17 protein-coding genes are annotated in these 17,378 nt (G+C 56.2%); 9 read left to right on the top strand and 8 right to left on the bottom strand.

Going from position 1 to position 17,378, the window contains the following annotated elements; all coding sequences use genetic code 11:
• Nucleotides 1–17: 17 nt before the first annotated feature.
• From AACH39_RS12720 to AACH39_RS12710, 3 genes are read right to left on the bottom strand one after another with little or no spacing between them, the layout of a single operon-like run.
• Complete coding sequence (locus tag AACH39_RS12720; RefSeq protein WP_338620232.1) at nt 18–275, bottom strand: hypothetical protein; 258 nt, start codon at nt 273–275, stop codon at nt 18–20.
• 3 nt (nt 276–278) lie between these two features.
• A complete protein-coding gene (locus AACH39_RS12715; protein ID WP_338620230.1) occupies nt 279–476 on the bottom strand; it encodes a hypothetical protein in 198 nt (65 codons plus the stop codon).
• A gap of 23 nt (nt 477–499) precedes the next feature.
• Nucleotides 500–697, bottom strand: coding sequence for a hypothetical protein (locus AACH39_RS12710; RefSeq protein ID WP_338620228.1), 198 nt, complete (start codon nt 695–697; stop codon nt 500–502).
• Between the two features lie 291 nt (nt 698–988).
• On the opposite strand from AACH39_RS12710, the gene AACH39_RS12705 reads away from it, so the two are divergent.
• The 7 genes from AACH39_RS12705 to AACH39_RS12675 all read left to right on the top strand — a co-directional run bounded on the left by AACH39_RS12705 (nt 989) and on the right by AACH39_RS12675 (nt 10,459).
• Entirely contained in the window at nt 989–2,062 is a 1,074-nt protein-coding gene (locus tag AACH39_RS12705) for a WYL domain-containing protein (RefSeq protein ID WP_338620226.1), read from the top strand.
• Nucleotides 2,063–2,312: 250 nt separating this feature from the next.
• Nucleotides 2,313–3,080, top strand: a complete 768-nt coding sequence (locus AACH39_RS12700) for a DUF4384 domain-containing protein (protein WP_338620224.1) — start codon at nt 2,313–2,315, stop codon at nt 3,078–3,080.
• 1 nt (nt 3,081) lies between these two features.
• A complete protein-coding gene (locus tag AACH39_RS12695) occupies nt 3,082–3,840 on the top strand; it encodes a hypothetical protein (protein ID WP_338620223.1) in 759 nt (252 codons plus the stop codon).
• A 15-nt stretch (nt 3,841–3,855) separates the two neighbouring features.
• Nucleotides 3,856–5,049, top strand: coding sequence for a caspase family protein (locus tag AACH39_RS12690; RefSeq protein WP_338620222.1), 1,194 nt, complete (start codon nt 3,856–3,858; stop codon nt 5,047–5,049).
• A 21-nt stretch (nt 5,050–5,070) separates the two neighbouring features.
• Nucleotides 5,071–8,094 carry a tubulin-like doman-containing protein gene (locus AACH39_RS12685; protein ID WP_338620221.1) on the top strand — a complete coding sequence of 1,008 codons (3,024 nt, stop codon included), beginning with the start codon at nt 5,071–5,073 and terminating at the stop codon, nt 8,092–8,094.
• A 123-nt stretch (nt 8,095–8,217) separates the two neighbouring features.
• Nucleotides 8,218–8,883, top strand: a complete 666-nt coding sequence (locus tag AACH39_RS12680; protein WP_338620219.1) for a tetratricopeptide repeat protein — start codon at nt 8,218–8,220, stop codon at nt 8,881–8,883.
• A 178-nt stretch (nt 8,884–9,061) separates the two neighbouring features.
• Nucleotides 9,062–10,459, top strand: a complete 1,398-nt coding sequence (locus AACH39_RS12675; RefSeq protein ID WP_338620217.1) for a DUF2130 domain-containing protein — start codon at nt 9,062–9,064, stop codon at nt 10,457–10,459.
• A gap of 435 nt (nt 10,460–10,894) precedes the next feature.
• Here the strand turns inward: AACH39_RS12675 and AACH39_RS12670 are convergent, their stop codons facing one another.
• The 4 genes from AACH39_RS12670 to AACH39_RS12655 are packed head-to-tail and all read right to left on the bottom strand — an operon-like array spanning nt 10,895 to nt 13,516.
• Nucleotides 10,895–11,263: a hypothetical protein gene (locus tag AACH39_RS12670; protein WP_338620215.1), complete on the bottom strand. Its 369-nt coding sequence runs from the start codon at nt 11,261–11,263 to the stop codon at nt 10,895–10,897.
• A 3-nt stretch (nt 11,264–11,266) separates the two neighbouring features.
• Entirely contained in the window at nt 11,267–12,241 is a 975-nt protein-coding gene (locus AACH39_RS12665; protein ID WP_338620213.1) for a hypothetical protein, read from the bottom strand.
• Complete coding sequence (locus tag AACH39_RS12660; RefSeq protein ID WP_338620212.1) at nt 12,238–12,816, bottom strand: hypothetical protein; 579 nt, start codon at nt 12,814–12,816, stop codon at nt 12,238–12,240. Before AACH39_RS12660 ends, AACH39_RS12665 begins: the two co-directional genes overlap by 4 nt.
• A gap of 10 nt (nt 12,817–12,826) precedes the next feature.
• Nucleotides 12,827–13,516: a hypothetical protein gene (locus AACH39_RS12655; protein WP_338620210.1), complete on the bottom strand. Its 690-nt coding sequence runs from the start codon at nt 13,514–13,516 to the stop codon at nt 12,827–12,829.
• Between the two features lie 80 nt (nt 13,517–13,596).
• Here AACH39_RS12655 and AACH39_RS12650 point away from each other — a divergent pair, with 80 nt between their 5' ends.
• Nucleotides 13,597–14,802: a WYL domain-containing protein gene (locus AACH39_RS12650; RefSeq protein ID WP_338620208.1), complete on the top strand. Its 1,206-nt coding sequence runs from the start codon at nt 13,597–13,599 to the stop codon at nt 14,800–14,802.
• Here AACH39_RS12650 and AACH39_RS12645 read toward each other — a convergent pair.
• The gene (locus AACH39_RS12645; RefSeq protein ID WP_338620206.1) at nt 14,799–15,866 is read right to left on the bottom strand and encodes a hypothetical protein; all 1,068 of its coding nucleotides are present in this window, start codon (nt 15,864–15,866) and stop codon (nt 14,799–14,801) included. The genes AACH39_RS12650 and AACH39_RS12645 overlap by 4 nt on opposite strands.
• 276 nt (nt 15,867–16,142) lie before the next feature.
• Between AACH39_RS12645 and AACH39_RS12640 the strand changes: the two genes are divergently transcribed.
• On the top strand, nt 16,143–17,243 hold the full coding sequence (locus AACH39_RS12640; RefSeq protein WP_338620204.1) for a DUF3578 domain-containing protein: 1,101 nt from the start codon (nt 16,143–16,145) through the stop codon (nt 17,241–17,243).
• Nucleotides 17,244–17,378 lie beyond the last annotated feature (135 nt).

The following is a 17,378-nucleotide window of genomic DNA, read 5'->3' as shown; positions in this document are numbered from 1 at the left end:
TCTCCCAAAGAAACGCCTCAGTCCAACAGACGCCGGCAAATCTCGCCGTACGCCAGCCGGGACAAAAACGGCAACGCAGCCTGCGCTGCCGGTGACAAATCCAGCGCCGCCAGCCGGATGCCCTCCAGTTGCAACACCCGGCGCAATTCGATCAGCGGCATCCGGTCCAGACCCCGCTCAGCCAGCAACTGCGTCAAACGGGCCAACTCGGTCAGCCGTCCCTGCACCGAGACGGGCGCAGACTCAGACAAACAGCAGATTTCAGACATATCCATGATTCAACCAAGAAGGGACCAAAGTCGTGCTTTGAGCGCAGACAGCGGATCGGCGCGGCGACTTTGCATCCCCTCATGACCACAGCGCGGACAACGCCGCACCCAGGGTGGCAGGCACAACACATCACCCTGCGGCGCAAAACTGCGCCGCCAGTGGCACTGTGGACACTGATAGGTACGAGGACGCGGGGGAATCGGCATGCTCATCTCCGAGGAACAGCGCCTCAGCGCTTGAAAATCAGATACAGCAACAGCGGCCCACCCACCCAGGGTAAGCCGATGGCCAACAGGATAGCGGCAACGAACAGCAGGGCTTTGCGCGGCAACTGTCCCGCCACAGAAAAGGCCAGTGCGATCAGCACCACGCCAGCGATGATGAACGGCATATCGTGATGACTTCGGTGTTTATCTTCGGGAAACATCCATCAGGTCCTGGCCATGACATGCCGCAAGTATGCAAGGTGGGTGCGACAAGATCTGTCGTCACTTGGCCATGATCAACATTTGCGAAATCTCTAAAGCGTTTGCAACAAACATCTGATATGTTTATGCGAATCAAATACCGTGAAAAAGTATTTATGCCTACGAACAGGAAGCACATGTCCGCTAAGCATGACTTGACACCAACTCATTGTGGTCGACGACCTGATGCGACAAAGGATGTCGCACTGCCGAAGTAGCCTTAAAAGCAAGTGAGAGATTAAAAACCCCCTATGTCCGCCTCCTCCCAAGAGCGCATCCTGCGCATGCAGGCCATCGAACAATTGCTCCCCAGTGACCGCCAAGGCAAGGTACAGGGCCTGAGCGTGGCGCAAATCGAAGCGCGACTGGCCAATGCTCCCGGCATGAAAGTACTGAGTCGTCGCAGCCTGCAGCGCGATCTGAAGGAAATGGCCGAAGAAGGCCGGGTGTGTGTACTGGAGAGCAAAGATGGCACCCCGCGCTACCAGCGCATCGAAGAACCACTGGAATTTGACGCCGAAGTCTGGGACTACCTGGTGCTGCAACTCAAGCAGGAACTGAGCGGCATGGTGTCGGCCAGCCAGCTCAGCCAAGTACTGCGCAAGCTGCAACTGCGCGACGATGGCACCGCACTGGACGAACACAAGTTGCGCATTCTGCCGGACTCGCTGCGCCTGCAGCCTGCCCAGTTCAGCTTTGATGTACTCGGCTGCGTTCTGCGCGCCCTGGCCAGCGGTAAGGCCCTCAAGGTGACCTACCGCGACCGGACCGACAAAGTCACAACCCCGGTCCTGCACCCGCTGGGCATGATCCAGCGCGGGCCGCGCATCTATTTGTACGCCATGAAAAATGACGAGCACGGCGACCGCATGTATGCCGTGGATCGCATTTGTAGCGCCGAATGCCTGCCCATTGCCGCGCGCAGCAACCCGGACTTCGACCTGGGACTACACATCGAACAAGGCCGTGCCGACTTCGCCAACGGCGAAATGATCCAACTCAAGCTGGAAGTGCGTGGCTACATCGAACAACTGGTCTACGACTGTCCGCTGAACGGCAGCCAGCAACTGACTGCCCTGGAAGAGCGAGATGGCTCACTGCTGACGGTAGAGATTCCGTCCAGCGGGCAGCTACTGCGCTGGATTCTGGCGGGTGGCGAGAATGTTACGGTGCTCGAGCCTGCTAAATTGCGCGAAGTGGTTGTTGAGCAGGTGGCACGGATGAGAAATGTGTATTGCGGTACCCCCCTTACAACCACCGTCACTCTGGCAGGAGGCATCAAGAGTGAGGACACGGCTGAAATCGTGGAGATCGATCGTCTTTAGATATCATCGTCGGGCCAACAAAATCCCAAGCATATGAATTCAATCACAAATTTTGCGAAAAGCACACAGGGATCAAGATAAATTTTCCGGCGAAATGAACATACCATCCAGCCGGATTTATGTTGCATCAAAGAGACGCAACAGCAGCTTGTTTATGTTTTGCGAATATGTATAGTATTTCGATAAGTAGCGTTTTGTCCCCAACGACAGGGACACTTTCTTAAATGAATTGAGTGGTGAGGATATTTCCATGCGGAAATCAGTGATCTTGGCATTGAGTCTAATTAGCTTTTCTCATCTGGCATCTGCGGATAATGGCTCACCGGGCGCCAAAGCATTGTTTTATGGCATGAACGATATGCCACAATTGGCAACGACCGAGAAAACCAGCCTGCCAACCACTCAAACAGTCAGTCCGACCACACAGAATGCGCAAAAGGTCGCTCAACACAGCGCCCAAGCCGCACCTCATAAAGTTATCAGCAAACACCACAAACCGACCAATCTCGGCATCAAATCCTGGATTGAAGTCGTTGATGACAATGGGCACGTTCAACAGATTCAAACGCCATCCCACACATTCAAATCTGGCGATGCCGTACGTCTTGGCATTCAAACCAATATGACCGGATATTTGTATGTTGTGAACGCCGGCAGCTCGGGCAATATGCATCTGCTATATCCGGTTGATGGTAGGCCTGCAAAAGTAAAAGCAGGCGTCTCTTATACCGTTCCAGGCAAGGGATTGATTCGTTTTGACTCGACACCGGGCAATGAAGAGGTTCTGATTCTCGTGTCGCCGCAGCCCCTGGCGGATATGCCACAAGCAAAACCTTTCAATCCAAGTACAGCCAGTGCAGAAACCTGGAACAAAGTTGCATTGAATACCGGCAGCAAAGATCTTTTCTATGAAGATACCTCGAATCCGGTCAAACCTGCTGTCTACTCGGTCAGCTCTGTGCCCGTTTCCATGACGGCAAAGGCAGTTACCCTCAGACTAACCTTGTCACACCAATAAAATGAACAAGTCCTTCCTGCAATTGACAGTGGTAGTGAGTGCGGTTTCGTTTCTGACGTCCTGCGCATATAACCCGGTCACTGGTAAACCGGCGTTCGACAACTTTCAACAATGTATGGCAGCCAATACCGTTGGCGCTGTATTGGGTGGGGTAGCGATCGGTACATTGTTAAATGCAGGAGGGGCAAACCAGCAAGTAGCGACAGGTGCCGGAGTAGCCGCTGCAGCCGGCGGCATCTGGCTGGCCTGGCGGAATTGTGCGGCAGTCTACAAAACCACAACCACCAGCGACCTTCACCCACAGACCTCCGTCCCGGCCTCAAACAGCCTGAATATCAGCGCGTTCAGCGTGAACAACATCAAGCAGGGAGAGGAGCTGGTCTACCGATTTACCTATCGGGTCAACACCACTGATTCAAGTCATCCAGACATTAATTTGACTGAATCAATCATGATGGAAATTCCCCGGACGACAACCGTAGCAAACAACCACAGCGTCTATGCCGACGAACATGGTCAGCCACTCATTGTGGACGGGAAAATGCTGTTCGTAGGACAAAAAAACATCCCTGTGAACCGGCTGTCCTATCAGCAAATGCCACCTGTTACCTCGAACGACTACGTCAGGGCAGGTAGTGCGACCCTGACCAACAAAATGCCAATGCCCAACGACATCCCCAAAGGTCCCTATCGCATGACCCTGGCGCTGGATGGCATGGGCCTCCATAGCGAGAAGACTGCCGGGTTTTATATTCGCTAACCTTCTGAATACTCAATGGTCATGGAAATGGCACGATTCTCACGTTTTTTTTGCTTACTGCTGATCTTCTGGATAACAACTTGCCGTGCTGCAGGAATCAGCACGGAAGACCTCAATGACATCCGGGCGGCATTCCAGACTCAAGGTCTGACACAAGCCACTGTCGGACTAGACGATCTTGGACGCGTTATTCTGAAAGGTCACTATGAAGACCGAAGGGAAGTCCAGAAAGCATTTTCGATCGCCCAGAGCATCGTTGGCGTCAGCCATGTCGCCCCCACCACACCAGAAGACATTCACTACCGGATCGACCCTGAGCAATGGAAACAGCTCATGGAACGAGCCCTCTATCTCTCACATACCCCTGGCGCCATCCCAGGTCGGGCACCCGCACAGAAATATGGGCTAGTCATTGGCGTGCAACGCTTCGCCAATAGCAAAGTCCCCCAACTGACTTACCCTGCCAAGGATGCTCAGGATTTTGCCAACTATCTGGTTGCAACACGCGGAGGGCATTTCACCAGGGCGAACGTCCAGTTAATGCTCAATGAACAGGCCACACTGCGCAACATAGATACGGCATTGACCCAACTGGAACGCAAGGTTCACCCGGGAGACACTGTCGTAGTCTTTATCAGCTCTCATGGCGCCCCCCCCAATGATCAGGGCAATATGAACGTAATCACCTACGACACCGTAATCACCCCTCGCGAGCAAATCTTTTATACCTCACTCTCAGACACCCGAATCCAGAGCTTCATCTCGGCAATGAAGGGAGTGCAGCTGCTGTTCATCCTCGACACCTGCTACAGCGGTGCAGCCTTCAGCAAACTACCTGGCTTTATGGCCAGTGGAGCCAAGGATCTGTTCGTCGAAGAGGAACAGACAGCCACAGCAAGTCCCAGCCTGTCCAATCTCCAGTATCTGGGTAAACAACATACGACTGTCGATGCCAACGCTAGCAAAGACCTGACCCTCTTACTGACAGCCAGCAGTGCCGCAGAAAAATCATGGGAATCCAATCAACTTCAGAACGGTGTGTTTACTCACTACCTGATTGAAGGCTTGCAACAGACCGGAGAGGTCAATGCAGCATTTCAATACGCCCGTCCCAAAGTCGAAAAACAGGTCGAACAGGAAAAAAGCGCAACCCAGACACCACAGATCCTGGCACTGCCCCAACAGCAATCTTTGTACCTGAACAATTAAATCGTTTCTAGAGAGAGCTTTATGAGCGCTGATTTCGTACAAACTCGCAACCACATGATCATTGGTTTAGGCGGGACAGGTGGGAATATCTTGCGAGAGTTGCGCAAGGCTATTGCCAGTGATCGCAACCCTGACCAAACCGTGAAGTTCGAATTTCTCTATGTCGACTCTGACCCACATGCGATGAGCAACAAAGCGCATGGATGGCGTATTGCAGGGCAGGACCTTCATCTGGACGACAGTCAGAAATTGCTCATTGAAGGTGCTCGCATCGATAAAATGCTGGATCAGCTCGACAGCTTCCCCAACATTGCGCCATGGCTGAAACCGATTGATGTCTTCAGGTCTCTGGCAAAAACCAATATCGATTCGGCACAAGGCGGGCAGCGACGTAAATTTGGTCGCATGTTGATCGCCAGCAAAGGCCGCGACTTAATGGCCAAGATCCAGGGCAGAGTCAAGGTACTGACCGACTCGGCCAGAGATGCTCGAGTGACCTTCCACATTTGCTGCGGCCTGGCCGGTGGTACTGGTAGTGGCGCAGTCGTTGATGTGGTCGCACAACTGCGGCATATGCTGTCAGAACAGGGAAAAGACCCCAAAGACTATCGCATTCTGATTTACGCCTTGCTGCCGGAAGCTCAACCAAAGCCCGGTTGGGATAGCGGCAACTATCATGCCAACGGTTATGCTGCATTGGCAGAATTGAACGCACTCAATGTCGGGAGCTTCAACCCGGTAGACATTGTCAATGATGGGCAACCACTCAAACTGGTCGATCCTGTTTTCAATGGCTGCTACGTTTTTACCAATGAAAACGAAAGCCATCACATTGTTGATGTCAGCGAAACGCTACCCAACATTGTGGCCGACTTTATTTACCAAAAGACCCTGGGTACGCACTGGACAGGGCTCTTCAAGTCAGAGAACTCTGAAAATGGAGACAAGGCAAATGAAACTGCGCCTGAAGACTCCCATATTGCGCAACGCTCAAAGCGATTCCTGGCATTCGGCATCAAACGGTTGGTTGTCCCAGAAGAAGAAATCCAAGAATTCCTGACGTTCAACTTTGCCCGCAGCGCAACCTTGCAACTGATGTACAACAACTGGGCAGATGGCCTTGGCTATCTGGATGAACCGCGCGCCGTCGACCTTTACTCTGAAGTACGCAAACCAGAGAACCTGGCGCACTGGATGCTCTCTGACGAGCATCTGACCCTCTCTCGTGGCATTTTGCCCGATGATGCCAACAACGTGCGATGGAAACCCATCAATGACTTCTGGAACACGGTCATCACCACAGCCAAAACCAGCGTACAGGAAGAAGAAAAATACAAAGAGCGGCTATTCGATGAGTTGAAACTCCGCTGCGAGCGCGTATTTGATGAGGGATACCGTGCAGCTGGCGGGGTGAAACGATTCTATGAAACCAAGCAAAAGGCCAAAGTCGACATTGCCCGTCATATTTGTCGAAACCTTGAGCAGGGGCTATTCCAGGAGTGGAAATCTGGCTCCCGTTCAATCAGTGAAGTTCATCGGTTATTGACCATTCTGACCGAACTGCTGCAAGAGAAATACCGCTTTGCAGGCGAGAACCAACTCAAGTGCCAGGCCAAATCCGAAGAAACCTACGCTCAGATTGACCGGGCAGTCCAGGAATGGAACAAGCAATGGGCCCTGACCAAAATGGTACGCAACTGGAGCACACTGCTGACCGAAGTTTCGGGACCGATGGAGCAGTACTACAGCCTGCGTACGCTGGCAGAAGCCTGGGGCTTTGCCAAAAAGCTCCTGGAAGAGCTCATTTCTCAAGTCACCAACCTGTGTATTGAAGTGGACAGGCTACGCGCCACCTTCAATGCTGCCGTCGAAGACTTCCAACAGCAGTCTGCATCCCGTTGTCGAGCGGACAGTGACGACAACGAATACAAGCAGCGCGTCTACAACCGTGATGATGTTCTAGACCTGAATAAGCGATTCTTGACCAATGAAGCTCGCCAACGCGAGCATGCCCAGGCCGTCCGTAATGAAATTCTCACTCGGCTTGGCAGCGAAGGCAGTGGATTCACCGACATGGTGCAACGCCTTGATCGCCAGGATCTGACTGACCTGCTGGAACGCGTATCAGACAACTCGGTTCAACTGGCTCATGAGTCCATGGGTAATGAACAGCGCCGCGTACTCGGTGTCAACATTGTCCAAAAACTGTACGAAGAACTCGGCAGTGATGACAAAGTCAATGACTTCGCCCGGGATGTCCTGGCCCAGGCCAATGTCTATATGAGCTTTGACCGGATTGAAGAAGATCGTCGCGGACCTGGCATCGACAACGAAGCCAAACACCTGAAGGTCGCTGCGCTATTCTTGCCAGAATGCAAAGAACGCCCGGAGTTTGCCGATCGCCTGGTCCAGGCCTTCCACGCCCAAAGCCAAATTGAAAACATGACCGTCATACGCGAAGGCGTTCGCCCCAACGAACTGACCGTCCTGCGAGTCGACAATCTCTTCCCACTACGCTTCATCAAGCCGCTGGAAATGCTGCACAAGCGCTACGAAAGCCGCAAAGCCAGTTCCGATACCAATAGCGTGCTGTTACATCTTGAGGGTGAAGAGGTCCTGCAACCCCTGTTCGTCCCCAGCGGGCAAGAACTGGCCGCCCAGAAATTGCCGGATCTGATGCTGGCCCATGCCATGCACTTTATTCTGGACAGGAAAAGTGTCAGCACCGGGAAGACAGAGACCGTACTACAGTACCTTGATGCCGATGGACTCGCTGAAGAGCTCCCCCTGCAAATCAGCCACTTCTTGGAAGTCGCCAACATCACCGATCAAAAGGCACTGGGTCTGGTCAGCAAACTGGTGACTGCTGAACTGAAAAAAACCAACCATGAGGATCTGCGCCGCGAATGGCTCGCCAAGGTGATTGCACTCATCAATCAAGTCAAAGATTGGGTGGGGGGCGATTTACAGGATGAGCGTTACAAAGCATTCCGTGCAGCCCTGCCGGCCATCAAGCAACGGCTTGGACGGGAGCAGCCGGCATAAAGGACAGCCATGATCTTTTGGCATCTGTTTTTACATACTTGGTAGTGATCCATGACAGCTTACAAATGTACAAATTACGGCTCTTGCGACAAAGCCGACCAGCGACTGCCGATTGAGCCAGGCATGAGCGCCGACCCGGTCTGCCCGGAGTGTGGAGCCCCCCTTCACGCATCGGGCACATCGACTACTGACGGGCAAACCCTCCCTAAGCCAGGCAACAAGAACATCGTGCTCATCACGGCCCTCAGCGTGATCGTAGTTGGCATTTGTTCATTCGGTGGTTACCTGGCATATGAGAAATTTTCTCATGTCGCCCCCAAGCCGGTCCCGGTTGCCACGACCAAACCAGCCAAGGCAGTGGTTGAAGCCCTCAAGCCGGCCCTGACCATCAAAACCGTGTATTCAGACGCCGAAATCAAGGCAGGTTTTGCCAAGGCCGAGCAAGAACAGCAACAAGGCAACAGTACGTTGGCTGCACAAGATCTGAACCTGACCAAAGCCAAAGTGGCCGTAAATGAGTTCGCCCTGGCCTTACAGCAGGGGGATATGAGCTCGGCGAAGGCGCATCTGGACGATGCACTGAAATTCAACCCCAAAGATAGTCTCGCCTGGTACAACATGGCTGCATTATCAGCACGAGATGGCGATGCGGCTGCAGCAATCAAGTATTTGCAGAGTGCTGTAGCCAATGGCTTCACGCGTGTCGACATGCTTGCCAAAGACCCTGATTTTGATAAGGTACGCAGCAACAACGATTTCCAGGCCTTTGTGAAGCAAATGCCGCAATAACCCTTTAACGTGACAAACCAAGGCCCGCACAGCCCAGGCTGATGCGGGTTTTTTCACGCGTCTTCCACGCAAAAAGCAGTTCTGTTCCAATCCATACAGCACCAGCTCAAGCACCGCGCGACGCATATTGACGCGTCATCATGGTGAAATATGACATGCTCACCGCCAAGGATCCCCCATGCACGACATCCTCTGCCCACACTGCGGCAAAGCCTTCAAAATTGACGAAGCCGGCTACGCCGACATCCTGCAACAAGTGCGCGATGCCGCCTTCGAACAGCAACTGCACGAACGACTGGAACTGGCCGAGCGCGACAAGCAGAGCGCCGTCGAGCTCGCGCGCAGCCAGCTGGCAGCCGAACTGCAAAAGACCGCCGCCGACAAAGAAGCTGAAATCCTGGCCCTGCAAGCCAAAATCGACGCCAGCGAAGTCACCCGCCAGCTGGCCGTCAACGAAGCCCTGAGCGCCAGCGAAAAACAGCGCGACGAACTGGCACACCAGCTGGCCCAGGTCCGACAGGAACAACAGGCCGCTGCCGCCCTGGCCGCCGCTCAGCTGCAGGCCGCCCTGCAACAAACCGCCGCAGAGAAAGAAAGCCAGATCCAGCAACTCAAGGCGCAGCTGGAAGCTAACCAGATGAGCCAGCAGTTGGCCATCAACCAGGCCGTCAGCGCCATCGAAAAAGAACGCGACCAGCTGCAAAACGGGCTGGCCCGCGCCGAACTGGAAAAACAGCTGGCCGAGCAATCGCTCAAAGACAAATACGAAACCCAGATCAAAGACCGCGACGACGCCATCGAGCGCCTGCGCGACATGAAAGCGCGGCTCTCCACCAAAATGGTGGGCGAAACCCTGGAACAGCACTGCGAAACCGAATTCAACCGCATCCGCGCCACCGCCTTTCCGCGTGCCTACTTCGAAAAAGACAACGACGCGCGCAGCGGCAGCAAGGGCGACTTCATCTTCCGCGATCATGACGAAAACGGCACCGAAATCGTGTCCATCATGTTCGAAATGAAGAACGAAAGCGACTTCACCGCCACCAAGAGCAAGAACGAAGACTTTTTGAAAGAACTCGACAAAGACCGTCAGGAAAAAGGCTGCGAATACGCCGTGCTGGTTTCGCTGCTGGAACCCGACAGCGAGCTCTACAACACCGGCATCGTCGACGTCTTCCACCGCTACCCCAAGATGTACGTCGTGCGGCCGCAGTTCTTTATCCCCATCATCACCCTGCTGCGCAACGCCGCCATGAACTCGCTGCAATACAAAACCGAACTGGCGCTGGTCAAGGCACAGAACATCGACATCACCCGCTTTGAAGACGAGCTGGATACCTTCAAGAGCGCCTTCGCCAAAAACTACGACCTGGCCTCGCGCCGCTTCCAGACCGCCATCGACGAAATCGACAAATCCATCGACCACCTGCAAAAAACCAAAGAAGCCCTGCTCGGCACCGACCGCAACCTGCGGCTGGCCAACGACAAGGCACAGGACGTCACCATCAAGAAACTGACCCGGGGCAACCCGACCATGGCGGCCAAGTTTGCCGAGCTGAAGACGCGAGAGGAGTGAGGGGGCGCAGCCAGCTGTTATCATGGCCCGGTCACTTTTGGCTGAGACAGGGACTACCCCGGGGCGAAAGACAGTCCGGGGGGGCTCGACTGGACAAGATGAACAAAACCCCGCACAGCCTTGCACTGTGCGGGGTTTTTAACGCCTGGGGACGCGCCATCCGGCAGTAGTCATGACAGGCAAACTAGCTGGATTGCCGCTCAACACCCAGCAACCCCACCTTGAGCGACATCCCCCCAAAACTGATCACCGCCGCGAGGACAAAAGTACCCAAGACGCCGAACGACAGCGTACTTTTCTCGATAAAAAGCACAAACAGGCTAACATACAGCCCGACCTGCGAACGCCGGTCCTGATGCCACCAATAACCGACACTGGCCGCCGCGCCAGCCACTTTATAGACGGTGACAGGGCTTGTCGCGGTGTGAGGGACAACTACCCCCGCCCAGACCAATCCGCCAGCGACAGCGATACCTGCACCGGAACCGCCGCCAGCGCCACACCATGCAGACGGAACTGCTCGGCAAACACCGCCTTCGCCCGGCTCACCACACACTGCTGTACCAGCCGCACATCACGTTCACCATACGGCTTCGACTGGCCGCACAGCACCAGCAACACCTCCAGCCAGAGCACCCCCTCGGCCAGCCCGGCGGGATCCAGCGCAAAAAACAGCAAAGTCGTCTTGCAGCCAAACAATGTCTGCAATAACAGCTGATGCTGAAACGCCTCGCCAATCTCCCGAAACGCCGACGCCAGCCCGTCCTCATCCAGCGCACTCAGACACACCGACAACTGAGACATGATCTACCCTCCCGAATCGCACCCCACCTGAACCTGCACCGACCGCACCGCCGCCAGCACCCCCACCGGCAGCGACACCGCCAGACGATGCCGCTCCTCCTGATCCGCCACCCACAGCGGATCATTGCCCGTTCCCGGCCGCAGCACCCCACGCCCCCAGCGCCCGACACTGACCGGATTCGGTCCGAACAAATGCGTGACCACCGACAAACACTGCCGCGCCAGCACCGCCTGCCCGCCATCGCGCCACACCAGCGCCAGCCCCAGCTGCTGCTGCGACAAACGCCCGCGGATCTGCTGCAGCAGCGACACCTCACGCAGCGCATAACGCTGCACATACCAGCCGCGTACCACCGCCACCCCACCGCTTGGCAGCGGCGGCAACCAGGCAAAATCCTCCTCCAGCCGCGACAACAGCGCCGACAACTGCGCCAGCCAGTCCCCGTCCAGCGACAACCCCACCGTCAGTGACAAACTGGCAGGCAGCAGACTGTCATCCGGCAAGCCCAAAGCCACCGCCCGCACCGACACCCCCGCCGAGGGCTGGTCGATCAAGGCAGACAACAAGGCATGCGCCCCGGCCAACTGCTGCGCCCGCCCCACCAGCGCCCCCGCCGCCGCCTTGCCACTGACCGCCAGCCCGTCATCCGATGGCTGGGCAAACGTCAGCAAAGGTTGCTGTGACACCGTCGCCCGTACCCGGCACCGCACCAGCCCCTCTGCGGACTCACAACCCAGCACCTGATAATCACGCACCACACCACTGGCATACTGCGACTCACGCTGCGCCACCACACGCCCCTTCGCCGCCTGCTGCTCGCTCACCAGCCACACCCCGGCCGCCTGGCGGATCGCCGCGGCCAGCGCCAGCTGCACCGCTGCGTCCTCCTGCTGCGCCTGCCCACTGGCCAGCACACTGACATCCGCCCAGCCCCGGCAACACCACAGCACCAGCAGCAGCCCCCCCCGCCAGCTCACGGCGCCCCCGCCAGATCCTGTTGCAACCCCGTCGCCGCCGACAGACTCTGACGATCCACCCGCACCGTCACCACCGCCTGACGATTGGCCACATCCAGCTGCGACCCTGCCAGCACCGTACCGCGCAACATCGCCCGCGACGACTGCACCAGACGCTCGCTCAACCGCCTGGCGATCCCCGCCGACACCGACGATGGCGAGGCCTCCTCATCGACAGCCCCGTCAGCCGGTGCTTGCGGCTGCTGAGACTGCAGCGTCTGACTCAGCACCGTCACACTGCGCCTGGATGCCACCTCCACCTGCAGAAACTCGGCAATCTGCCGGCGAGCCTTCATCTCCGCCACCGTCAGCGCCTCCTCCCCCGCGCCGGGCAGGGCACTCAGCATCGGCACCGTCGCCGTCGAACTGACACTGAGCCAGCGCCCCTGCGCATCAAACACCAGCTTCAGCCGACCGCCGGCAAACCCGGCTTCCAGCGGTGCCGACGGTGTGGCCACCGCCAACGGACCGGACGGACCCGCCGCACACCCGGCCAGCAAGCACAGCAGACACCCTGCCATCCACCACGCTTTCATGGTGCCCTCCTTACCCGTAATGACGCACATACTGACGCCAGCGATGCAGCCCGCCCCCGGCAAACAATTGCTCCTCCAGCGCCGCAGCCGGCAACATAAACTGCGCTGCCAGCGTCTCCACCACCAGGCAGTACCGCTCATAATTTCCGGCCTGATTGCCCCGTGACACCGACACCGCCCCGGGCTGGCGCAGCAGACGCACCACCTCGGTCCCACAAAGCAAATTCACCGAGCGGCTGGTCCACTGATCCATGATCAGACACCCCTTGTCCGCGGCGCAGAAGTGCATCAGCTTGGTAAAAAAAGCCGGCCCCAGCCCCGGCACCCGCGCCTCGGCAAACTGCGCAAACAGCCCCTCACGCGACGGACAGCCCGGCGAACGCATCCCCCGAATCAGCGGCAGCCACAGATCACGCCGCGCCCAGGCCAGACGGGCATTACTGATACGCATGCCCCCCCAGGCACACACCGCCAAAAAACACACCTCATCCGGCGTCGACGGATCGGTACACAGCCCCAGCAAACTATCGCGCGTCATGATGGTGGCCGGCAGACGCGCCAGCAGCACCTCATCCGCCACCACATGCACCGCCCAATCACGCGGCGCCTTGCCCGGCCAACTGACCGGATCGTGCAGAAACGCAGCAAAACGCTCGATGTGGGCACCGACAACATCAGGAATCAGATCAACAAAAGACATGGCAAAGCTCCTCTCATGAGTCATCAAGCCAGCGTGCCGATTGCCGCGCTGGGGTTCATGCGAGTAAGCTTAAGCATCACATGCGAATTCACTATTCGCATGCAAAACAACAAGGGGACACCATGGGGCAGTACCCGGCAGACCGGACCAACCAACTCGCCGCGCAATTGCGGGAAGACCGCAAAACCCACCTTTATGCACTGCTGAAAGGCTACCCGGAAGGCCGCACCGCCCGCGAGCTGACCGCACAGGTGCGAGACTGTGCAGCATTCTGCGCCCTGTCGGAAAACAGCTGCCTTCGCACCGTACAGGCACTACTGCAGCAAATGAGCGACCCGGACGAGCAGGATGACGGGATATTGAACCTGGCCATCACCAATCCGGGGCAGAAACCGCTGCGCTATGCCTGGCGCAGCGATCCGGACAAACCGTATTTCGCCAAAATATGGCGACAAGAAGCCGGCCCGCTCATCCGCCAGCGACTGCCCCATGTCAACACCCAGGACGACCTGCAGGCACTCATCCGCGACCTGACCTCCCTGGATGGTCAGCTTGCGTTGAATGAAAACAGGGTAGCCATCACGCCGAGCGACCTGCGCCTCACCCCCCCCAAAATCGATGGCGATGTGCTGTACAAGGTGCTGCAAGCCGTGGCAGAACGCTGCAAAATTCAGATCACCTACAAAAGCAGCACAGCCAAACCCTCAACGCCGATTCTGTCGCCACTGGCCGTACTGCAACGCGGCCCCATCGTTTATCTCATCACCCATTACGACCGGGAAGAGAACCACAAAGCCAAAGGCAGCAGGCCGGACGACACTCACGTCGTCTATGCCCTGCACCGCATGAGCAACGTGCAGCTACTGCAGGCACCCGCACGCGTCATCAAGCCCTTTAGCTTCGAACGGGCACTGCAAACCGGGGAGCTGGATTTTGCCAAAGCGCCGACGCCGATCAAGCTGGTTTTCCTGGCCCAAACAGGCAGCCAGGCCCATACCCTGCTGGATGCCAGCCGCCTGAACCAAACCCATGTCGTTGATGAGTGCATCGAGAAAAAGGATGGCAAGAACTACTACCGCCACAGCGCCGAAGTCTTGCAGACCAACACCCTGATTGCCGGCCTGCTCAGCTTCGGCCCACAGATCGAAGTGCTGGAACCGGCGTCATTGCGCCAGATAATGGCGGAGAAAGTAGCGGAGATGTCCGCGATGTATGGCGTGGAGAACAAGCAGAAGGCCGCGACCAAACCCCAGAAAGGGCGGTCACGGCCTGATGAGGCGGGTTAGCGGCGCAGGCGGAGCCCGTTACATTTGCGACCGGTATCCGGGCAGATCAGCTCATCTTCATAATCAAAGCGGCCGGTTACCATCAACGCCTCCAACACCTCATTATCCGCCTGCTTGGTATCTTTGTTTTTCGCATACTGGCGTAACCAGTAATCCAGCGAGTGCGGCTTGGTATGCGCGGCCAGCGCGCAAACCTGTTGCCCCTGAATGATGTAATCGCGACCGGATGCCTTGATCTGGGCGATCAGGTCGTTCAAGCGGAACGATCCGCCATAGGTCAGCGCAATCACCTCGCTCTGGCTAGTCAGACTGTCCATGGCACGACGGCACTCTATCTCGGCACTCGCAAACAGCAACATTTCCAGATCATGCAACTGATAACCCGGCAGATGCGGCAAACACGCCTGCAAGGTATCAAGATAGGTTTGATAACAATCCTGACTGCGCATACTTTGCCAACCCCGAGACACCAATTGCTCACGCTTGAAAACTGACATCAGGGTAAAACCACATTGCTTGGCCACATTGCCTGTCACATTGTTACGGCCAGGCACATAGTGGAACGCCAGGCCCGCCGTCACCCCGCGATTAATCTGCAACGCATTCAGACAAGCGGCCACCCTGGCGTCGTAGATGGCATAGCGATCGGGAGCAACAATCGAGAGAATCTTTGAAAAACTGGCAATCCCTTTCAGCGACAGCTCAGGCTGCGCTTTATCGGCCTCCTGCACATAACGGGCCAGGGTTTCCGGCTGATTGGCTCGCACGCCACCCCATTTGATCACCACATCAACCGCCAACTCCAGCTTTCTGGCGGAGTCCGCACGAAGCCAGGCTTGATGGAAAAAGCGCTTGAGGGCGACGTTGGGCTCATAGCCTTGTTTCCCGGCATCGGGAAAACCTGGCAGATCATCCGGGATTGTCCAGACATAACGCTCTTTCAGTCGCGGCAACGCTTGCTGGAAATAATCGATGAACGTCGACAGATGGGAAGATCGCATATCCATGATGTTGGCTGTAGTCTGGGATAAGAATGGTGTCAGAGCACTATACTTCTTTGTCATGAACGTGCCATGTCGCTGGTCAACTTTCTGGCTGATCTTAGGGATGAGATCATGTGCTCGTAGGGTTGCGATGGATGCACGCTCTTGTCTCCCTCTCCAAATAACAAACCACATCGACCGTCCACTGGGCCCGCCCTCCCCTCATCCTATTCGACGTAAGTCAACACCCGCAATTATGCCATTCGTGTACAGTTACAAAAAACTGCCAGTTTTAATAGATACCACCACAGGTACTCAGTAGGCAGGCGAAAAAGACCAACACGAGCGGATGACACTGTGCACGAACTACTCGATGTATTCGAGAATTATCTCGACACCAAGCGCCTTACAGAAGGGTTGGCTACCAAGATTGCAGGGGCAAAAGATCAACAGCGCTTGCTCCATGACCTTCCCCTGCTATTTCGACAGTTTCTTGGCAAACGTGCCGAAGACTTCACCGTCAAGGGTTCGATCGGATCAGGCAATATGCCGCGAGTTCCGTGGGTGGGTGTTTTTCGCACCGCCATCACCGACTCCGCAGAGAATGGCTACTACATCGTCTTACTGTTTTCGGAAGACATGCAGTCTTGCTACCTCAGCTTGAACCAAGGGTTTACCGCATTTACTGAGCAATACGCCCCCAAGCTCGCAACGCTCAAAATCAGTGAGACAGCCCAACGCGCCATCGCCAATCTGACACTCCGACCAAGAGAAATCCCCGGACAGATTGTTTTGGCCACCAAAGGCAGGCTGGGCAAGGGGTATCAGCAAGGCGCCATTGTCAGCTATCGCTACGAGGCCAACGCCTTACCCACGCAAGACCAATTTCGGCAAGACTTTGAACACTTGCTGCAACACTACGACACCTTATTCCAGTTGGTGGGCAAGTCATTGCAGACACTCTCACCGGTAACCGAAAGTCAGTACCAGCAGAGTGTGCTCGAGCAATTGGGCGAAACCCAAGAAGTTGCCGAGCCGGTGGGTGGTGTGGACATTCCAAACAAAACCAACAACCAGAAACAAGCCAACCCATACCCACGCAACCCTAAATACGCCGTCAAAGCGCTCAAGGCCGCCAACTTCCAGTGCGAGCTAGACCCCAGCCACCATACCTTCCTGTCTAGTGCAAAGGGAAAACCTTACATCGAAGCGCACCACCTGATCCCCATGGCCGAACAGAGCCATTTTGAAAAATCGCTCGATGTCAGCGCCAACATCATTGCACTCTGCCCGACCTGCCATCGCTTCTTACACCATGGCCGTAATGCGGATAAAAAACCGGCGCTTAAGCACTTGTTGGCTCAGCGGCAGGAACGGTTGAAGTTGATGGCGTTGGAAATTGATCTGGGGGCGTTGGTGAAGTGCTATAGCAGGGATTTGCTGGGGGAGGAGGAGTAGACCTGCTCCCGGATCACAGAATCCCAGACTCGCTCGCCTATGAAACCATTGAAGGATCCCACGAAAATCGGTACCTCATTTGGCTGATGACTTTGGCGACCAACGTTGTTGGCGAGTGATATCATCAACGCCAAC

This window comes from Paludibacterium flexuosum (genome assembly GCF_037076605.1).
Taxonomy (GTDB): domain Bacteria; phylum Pseudomonadota; class Gammaproteobacteria; order Burkholderiales; family Chromobacteriaceae; genus Paludibacterium.
This window is presented reverse-complemented; position numbering and strand designations above follow the sequence as displayed.

Bases quoted from the DNA above. Each gene is read 5' to 3' on its own strand.
- AACH39_RS12720 (WP_338620232.1), bottom strand. From the start codon at position 275: ATGGATATGTCTGAAATCTGCTGTTTGTCTGAGTCTGCGCCCGTCTCG.
- AACH39_RS12715 (WP_338620230.1), bottom strand. From the start codon at position 476: ATGCCGATTCCCCCGCGTCCTCGTACCTATCAGTGTCCACAGTGCCAC.
- AACH39_RS12710 (WP_338620228.1), bottom strand. From the start codon at position 697: ATGTTTCCCGAAGATAAACACCGAAGTCATCACGATATGCCGTTCATC.
- AACH39_RS12705 (WP_338620226.1), top strand. From the start codon at position 989: ATGTCCGCCTCCTCCCAAGAGCGCATCCTGCGCATGCAGGCCATCGAA.
- AACH39_RS12700 (WP_338620224.1), top strand. From the start codon at position 2,313: ATGCGGAAATCAGTGATCTTGGCATTGAGTCTAATTAGCTTTTCTCAT.
- AACH39_RS12695 (WP_338620223.1), top strand. From the start codon at position 3,082: ATGAACAAGTCCTTCCTGCAATTGACAGTGGTAGTGAGTGCGGTTTCG.
- AACH39_RS12690 (WP_338620222.1), top strand. From the start codon at position 3,856: ATGGTCATGGAAATGGCACGATTCTCACGTTTTTTTTGCTTACTGCTG.
- AACH39_RS12685 (WP_338620221.1), top strand. From the start codon at position 5,071: ATGAGCGCTGATTTCGTACAAACTCGCAACCACATGATCATTGGTTTA.
- AACH39_RS12680 (WP_338620219.1), top strand. From the start codon at position 8,218: ATGAGCGCCGACCCGGTCTGCCCGGAGTGTGGAGCCCCCCTTCACGCA.
- AACH39_RS12675 (WP_338620217.1), top strand. From the start codon at position 9,062: ATGCACGACATCCTCTGCCCACACTGCGGCAAAGCCTTCAAAATTGAC.
- AACH39_RS12670 (WP_338620215.1), bottom strand. From the start codon at position 11,263: ATGTCTCAGTTGTCGGTGTGTCTGAGTGCGCTGGATGAGGACGGGCTG.
- AACH39_RS12660 (WP_338620212.1), bottom strand. From the start codon at position 12,816: ATGAAAGCGTGGTGGATGGCAGGGTGTCTGCTGTGCTTGCTGGCCGGG.
- AACH39_RS12655 (WP_338620210.1), bottom strand. From the start codon at position 13,516: ATGTCTTTTGTTGATCTGATTCCTGATGTTGTCGGTGCCCACATCGAG.
- AACH39_RS12650 (WP_338620208.1), top strand. From the start codon at position 13,597: ATGCGAATTCACTATTCGCATGCAAAACAACAAGGGGACACCATGGGG.
- AACH39_RS12645 (WP_338620206.1), bottom strand. From the start codon at position 15,866: ATGACAAAGAAGTATAGTGCTCTGACACCATTCTTATCCCAGACTACA.